Annotated in this window: 6 protein-coding genes; 4 read left to right on the forward strand and 2 right to left on the reverse strand. The window is 68.4% G+C overall.

Features of this window, described 5'->3' with window-relative positions:
- Positions 1–24 precede the first annotated feature (24 nt).
- From AB1I47_RS33240 to plsY, 4 genes are all read left to right on the forward strand, one after another.
- Positions 25–504, forward strand: a complete 480-nt coding sequence (locus tag AB1I47_RS33240) for a methylated-DNA--[protein]-cysteine S-methyltransferase (RefSeq protein ID WP_354687903.1) — start codon at positions 25–27, stop codon at positions 502–504.
- On the forward strand, positions 501–1,445 hold the full coding sequence (gene xerD, locus AB1I47_RS33245; RefSeq protein ID WP_407935953.1) for a site-specific tyrosine recombinase XerD: 945 nt from the start codon (positions 501–503) through the stop codon (positions 1,443–1,445). The genes AB1I47_RS33240 and xerD overlap by 4 nt, the downstream gene beginning before the upstream one ends.
- Positions 1,446–1,457: 12 nt before the next feature.
- On the forward strand, positions 1,458–1,949 hold the full coding sequence (locus AB1I47_RS33250) for an aminoacyl-tRNA deacylase (protein WP_354687899.1): 492 nt from the start codon (positions 1,458–1,460) through the stop codon (positions 1,947–1,949).
- A gap of 122 nt (positions 1,950–2,071) precedes the next feature.
- The gene (plsY, locus tag AB1I47_RS33255) at positions 2,072–2,680 is read left to right on the forward strand and encodes a glycerol-3-phosphate 1-O-acyltransferase PlsY (protein ID WP_354687900.1); all 609 of its coding nucleotides are present in this window, start codon (positions 2,072–2,074) and stop codon (positions 2,678–2,680) included.
- A gap of 135 nt (positions 2,681–2,815) precedes the next feature.
- Here plsY and AB1I47_RS33260 read toward each other — a convergent pair whose 3' ends face one another.
- Positions 2,816–4,087, reverse strand: a complete 1,272-nt coding sequence (locus tag AB1I47_RS33260) for an ATP-binding protein (RefSeq protein WP_354687901.1) — start codon at positions 4,085–4,087, stop codon at positions 2,816–2,818.
- A 55-nt stretch (positions 4,088–4,142) separates the two neighbouring features.
- Positions 4,143–4,898 carry a response regulator gene (locus AB1I47_RS33265; RefSeq protein WP_354687902.1) on the reverse strand — a complete coding sequence of 252 codons (756 nt, stop codon included), beginning with the start codon at positions 4,896–4,898 and terminating at the stop codon, positions 4,143–4,145.
- Between the last annotated feature and the right edge of the window lie 372 nt (positions 4,899–5,270).

Consider the following 5,270-nt stretch of genomic DNA (forward strand, 5'->3'; position numbering starts at 1 on the left):
CCACCCACCCGCTGCTGGAACCCCATGCCCGCCACCTACCACGCCATCCTCCCTGCCCCGTTCGGCAAGATCGGCGTGCGCACGGACGGCGCGCGCATCCAGGCGATCGTGTACCTGCCTGAGCACGTCCAAGCCCGCGCGCCGGCCGACGCGCTGACGCAGCGGCTGGCCGCGCAGCTGGAGGCCTACTACGCCAACCCGGACGCCGCCTTCGACCTGCCGCTGGCACCCGCCGGCAGCGACTTCCAGCAACGCGTCTGGCAGGCGATCTGCGCGGTGCCGCGCGGCGCAACCACCACCTACGGCACCATCGCCGACGCCATCGGCGCGGTCCCGCGCGCGGTGGGCCAGGCCTGTGGACAGAACCCTTTCCCGATCGTGATCCCCTGCCATCGCGTGGTGTCCGCGCGCGGCATCGGCGGCTTCTCTCATCATGCCGAAGACGGCTTCTACCTCGACGTCAAACGCTGGCTGCTGCGCCATGAGGGCGCCATGCTGATATGAGCGCCGCTGCCACGGCGATGCAACCGGACGACGCCGCCACGCCCACCGACGCCGATGTGGCCCTGATCGGCCGCTTCTGCGATGCGCTGTGGCTGGAAGACGGCCTGTCGCGCAATACCATCGACGCCTACCGGCGCGACCTGACGCTGCTGGCGCGCTGGCTGCAGCACGAAGGCCGCGGCGAATTGCTCGGTGTGGACGACAGCGAGCTGTCGGCCTACTTCAACGCGCGCCATACGCAGACGCGCGCGTCGTCGGCCAACCGGCGTCTGGCGGTGTTCCGCCGTTTCTACCAGTGGGCGCTGCGCGAGCACATGATCGACGCCGATCCCTGCCTGCTGCTGCGCCCCGCCAAGCAGCCGCCGCGCTACCCCAAGACGCTGACCGAAGCCCAGGTCGACGCGCTGCTCGAAGCGCCCGACACCAGCACGCCGCTGGGCCTGCGCGACCGCACCATGCTCGAGCTGATGTATGCCAGCGGCCTGCGCGTGTCGGAGCTCACGCAGATGAAGACCATCGAGATCGGCCTGAACGAGGGCGTGGCACGCGTGGTCGGCGGCAAGGGCGACAAGGAGCGGCTGGTGCCGTTCGGCCAGCAGGCCGGCGACTGGCTGCGCCGCTACCTGGCGAGCGCGCGCCCCGCGCTGCTGGCCGGGCGCGCCTGCGACGCGCTCTTCGTCACGCAGCGCGGCGAAGGCATGACGCGGCAGGCGTTCTGGCACCTGATCAAGCGCCATGCGCGCGATGCCGGCGTGCACGCGCCGCTGTCGCCGCACACGCTGCGGCACGCGTTTGCCACGCACCTGCTCAACCACGGCGCCGACCTGCGCGTGGTGCAGCTGCTGCTGGGCCATGCCGATATCTCCACCACCCAGATCTACACCCACGTCGCGCGCGAACGCCTGCGCGAGCTGCACCAGCAGCACCATCCGCGCGGCTGAACGACCCAGGACATGAGCAAGAACAAGCACGTCTCCGAAACCCCGGCCACGCAATACCTGCGCAAGCACGGCGTGGCCTTCGGCGAGCACCCGTATGAATACGTCGAGCACGGCGGCACCGGCGAATCCGCGCGCCAGCTCGGCGTGCCCGAGCACGACGTCATCAAGACGCTGGTGATGGAGGACGAGCGCGCGCAGCCGCTGGTGGTGCTGATGCACGGCGACTGCTCGGTCTCGACCAAGAACCTGGCGCGCCAGACCGGTCGCAAGAGCGTGCAGCCGTGCAAACCCGAGGTGGCGCAGCGCCACAGCGGCTACATGGTGGGCGGCACTTCGCCGTTCGGCACGCGCAAGCGCATGCCGGTGTATGTGGAAGCGACCGTGCTGGAACTGGCGCGCATCTATATCAACGGCGGCCGGCGCGGCTATCTGGTGAGCCTGGACCCGAAGCTGCTGCCGGGGCTGGTGGACGCGCAGCCGGTGCATTGCGCGCTGCCTGCCTGACTGAGTGAGTGAATGGGCGCCGCGCAGTCGAGGGGACATTCCATGCCAATCCGGTAAGTCACGGCCGTAGCGACCCCGCCGCCGCGCTACAATCGCGCCAGCCCGAAAATACCCCACTGCACATGGCCAACCTGCTTTTTGCCCTCGCCGCCTACCTGATCGGCTCCGTTTCGTTTGCTGTTGTCGTCAGCAAGGTGATGGGGCTGCCGGACCCGCATTCCTATGGCTCCGGCAACCCCGGCGCCACCAACGTGCTGCGCACCGGCAACAAGAAGGCCGCCATCCTGACGCTGATCGGCGATGCGATGAAGGGGTGGCTGGCGGTCTGGCTGGCGGCGCGCTTCGGTCCCGCCTATGGCCTGACCGAGACCGGCCTGGCCATGGTGGCCGTGGCGGTGTTCCTGGGGCACCTGTTCCCGGTCTTCCACCGCTTTGCCGGCGGCAAGGGCGTGGCCACCGCGGCCGGCATCCTGCTGGCGATCAACCCGATCCTGGGCCTGGGCACGCTGGCCACCTGGCTGATCATTGCGTTCTTCTTCCGCTATTCGTCGCTGGCGGCGCTGGTGTCGGCGATCTTCGCGCCGTTCTTCCATGTGCTGATGAACGGCATCGACATCATGGGCGGCGCGATCTTTGTGATCAGCGTGCTGTTGATTGCGCGGCATCGGCAGAACATTGCCAAGCTGCTGGCGGGGAAGGAGAGCCGGATCGGGGAGAAGAAGAAGGTTTGAAGGCTCAAACTGCTGACAGCATTTGCCTGCCCGCGGTTTGCACCCCTCTCCCGCCTGCGGGAGAGGGGTGCCTTTGCCAAGCGTGGTAGCAAGCTCCAGCCGTGCCGCACACACACGGTTTCTCCCAAACGGTCATCAAGCCTCAGCCGCCCCAAACAACATCTCCACCCTGAACCCGCCGCCATCGGCATTCACCAGGTTCAGCTTCCCCCCGGCCTGCCGCACCAGCCGGTCCACGATCGCCAGCCCCAGCCCGGAATGCGCATTGCCCCCACGCGCCGGGTCCAGCCGCACAAAGGGCAGCGTCACCCGTTCCTTGTCCTCTTCAGGAATCCCGGCGCCCTGGTCTTCCACCACCAGCAGGTAGCCGTCAGCCGTGCGCGTGGTAGCGATACACACCGGCGGCTTGCCATACGCATAGGCGTTATCGACCAGGTTGCCGACAATCCGGTCGAGCTGCGTGGCGATCATGCGGAAGCCCTCGCCCGCGCCCAGCGACAACACCACCTGCCGCTCCTGCTCGGCCAGCGACGCGGCCAGCTCGTTGACACGCCTGTCCACCGGCACCGGCCGCGCGGTGGACTCGCTGGTCTGGGCAAAGCTCAGGAACTGCTCGACGATCGCCGACATGGATTCGACATCGCGCGTGACCCCCGCAGCGGCCTTCGGATCGGCCAGCATCTCGGCGCGCAGCCGCAGCCGCGCCAGCGGCGTCTTCAGGTCATGGGCGATGCCGGCCAGCATGGTGTTGCGCTCCTGGTCGATGCGCGCCAGGTCGGCCACCATGCGGTTGAAGCGCTCGATCAGTTGCCGCAGCTCATGCGGTCCGCGCTCGCGCAGCGGCGGCACCGCATGCTGGCGCGATAGCTGCTCGGCCGCATTGGCCATGTCGCGCACCGGCCGCTGGATCTGCCAGGCGATCAGCAGCGCGAAGATGATCGCCACGCCCACCACCAGCATCACGCCCGGCACCAGACGGTTGTCGGGCGGCGGATTGTGGACCCACAGGATCGGCATGGCGATCCAGTTGGCGCGGTCCGGCAGCTTGATCCAGATGCGCGGCGTGGTCTCGTCCTCCAGGCGGATCTCGGTGCCCTGCGGCAGCCTGCGGATGAACTGCTCCACCAGCCGGCGCGAGCGTCCGCCCTTGGGCACGGTAGCGTGCTCCTCGGCGCTGGCGGTGCTGGCGGTCTCGACCAGGCTCGGCAGCCGCGCCGGCGGGCGCGCGTCCAGCGCGCGCTCGATGCTGTCGAGCTGGAACAGCATCTGCTCGACGGAGTAGTCCACCTGCTGCTGGCGGCGGTCCATGCGCAGGATGGCGAGCCACGAGAAATGGCTGATCACGAGCACCGCGGCAATCAGCAGGGCAATGCGGCCAAACAGGGTGTCGATACGTCGCAACTTCATCGGCAAGCGGGTTCTGGTGGCATGCGGCGCCGAGGGTGCTTGGCTGCCGCGGCCTTTATTCAGGGAGTTGTTCGGCAAGCCCCGCGGGATACTCTTCCGCTTCGTCCGGCACAAAGGTGTAGCCGCGTCCGCGCACGGTCTGGATATAGCGCGGGCGCTGCGCGTCTTCATCGAGCAGCCGGCGCAGGCGCCAGATCTGCACGTCGATGCCGCGGTCGCTGATGCCGCTGGCGCTGCCATACATCAGCTCGACGATGCGCTCGCGCGACAGCACTTCCAGCGGATGCATCAGCAGCAGCTTGAGCAGCGCGAACTCGGTATCGCTGATCGACAGCGGCTGGCCGGCGCGGGTCAGCGTGCGCTGGCGGAAATTGACGCGGAACGGGCCGAAGCCGACCGATTCGCGGTCCTCGGGCGCGGCCGCGGGGCGCGCCAGCTTGCGGCGCAGCACGGCGTTGATGCGGGCCAGCAGCTCTCGCGGCGAGAACGGCTTGCCGAGGTAGTCGTCGGCGCCGATCTCCAGGCCGACGATGCGGTCGATCTCGTCGCTGCGCGCGGTCAGCAGAATCACCGGGATATCGTCGTTCTTGGCGCGCAGGTTGCGCAGCGCGGTCAGGCCGTCCACCTTGGGCATCATCAGGTCCAGCACGATCAGCGCCGGCCGTTCGCGCTCCAGGCGCGCCTGCAAACCGTCGCCGTCATGCATGACCGAGACGGCGAAGCCCTGCTGGGTCAGGTATTCGCGCAGCAGGTCGCGGAGTTCGGGATCGTCGTCGACGACGAGGATCTGGGTAGGCTGGTTCGTTCGCATAGGCACATGATAGTCAGCCCGGCCGGCGCACACGCCGGTTTGGCCGGGCGGTTTTGTTTCCGGAGGTTACACCCGCGCCGCTGGTAATCCTCTGTAATAAAAGCGCCCGGCGCCGAAATACGGGCGTCCGGGCCCGCACATTATCCTTGCCACATGACTTGCCGGCGGCGCCAGACGCATTTGCGCGCCGCACGGCACTTGCCGCGCGCCGGCGTCCCCCGAGGGCATTCCAGCCCGCCGCCGCGCGGGGCGCCCTTTGCGTTGCGGCATACTGCTGCATCGCCACTTGCCAGCCGAACACTGCGGCGCGCCGCGCGCGCCGCTCCCAGGATTTGCGGACATGTCCACCCCCGAACAAGGCCAACCTACCCC

Origin of the sequence: Cupriavidus necator, assembly GCF_040578825.1 — a bacterium.
In the GTDB taxonomy this organism is placed as follows: domain Bacteria; phylum Pseudomonadota; class Gammaproteobacteria; order Burkholderiales; family Burkholderiaceae; genus Cupriavidus; species Cupriavidus necator_E.

Coding starts and splice junctions, on each gene's coding strand:
- AB1I47_RS33250 (WP_354687899.1), top strand. CDS start 1,458: ATGAGCAAGAACAAGCACGTCTCCGAAACCCCGGCCACGCAATACCTG.
- plsY (WP_354687900.1), top strand. CDS start 2,072: ATGGCCAACCTGCTTTTTGCCCTCGCCGCCTACCTGATCGGCTCCGTT.
- AB1I47_RS33260 (WP_354687901.1), bottom strand. CDS start 4,087: ATGAAGTTGCGACGTATCGACACCCTGTTTGGCCGCATTGCCCTGCTG.
- xerD (WP_407935953.1), top strand. CDS start 501: ATGAGCGCCGCTGCCACGGCGATGCAACCGGACGACGCCGCCACGCCC.
- AB1I47_RS33240 (WP_354687903.1), top strand. CDS start 25: ATGCCCGCCACCTACCACGCCATCCTCCCTGCCCCGTTCGGCAAGATC.
- AB1I47_RS33265 (WP_354687902.1), bottom strand. CDS start 4,898: ATGCGAACGAACCAGCCTACCCAGATCCTCGTCGTCGACGACGATCCC.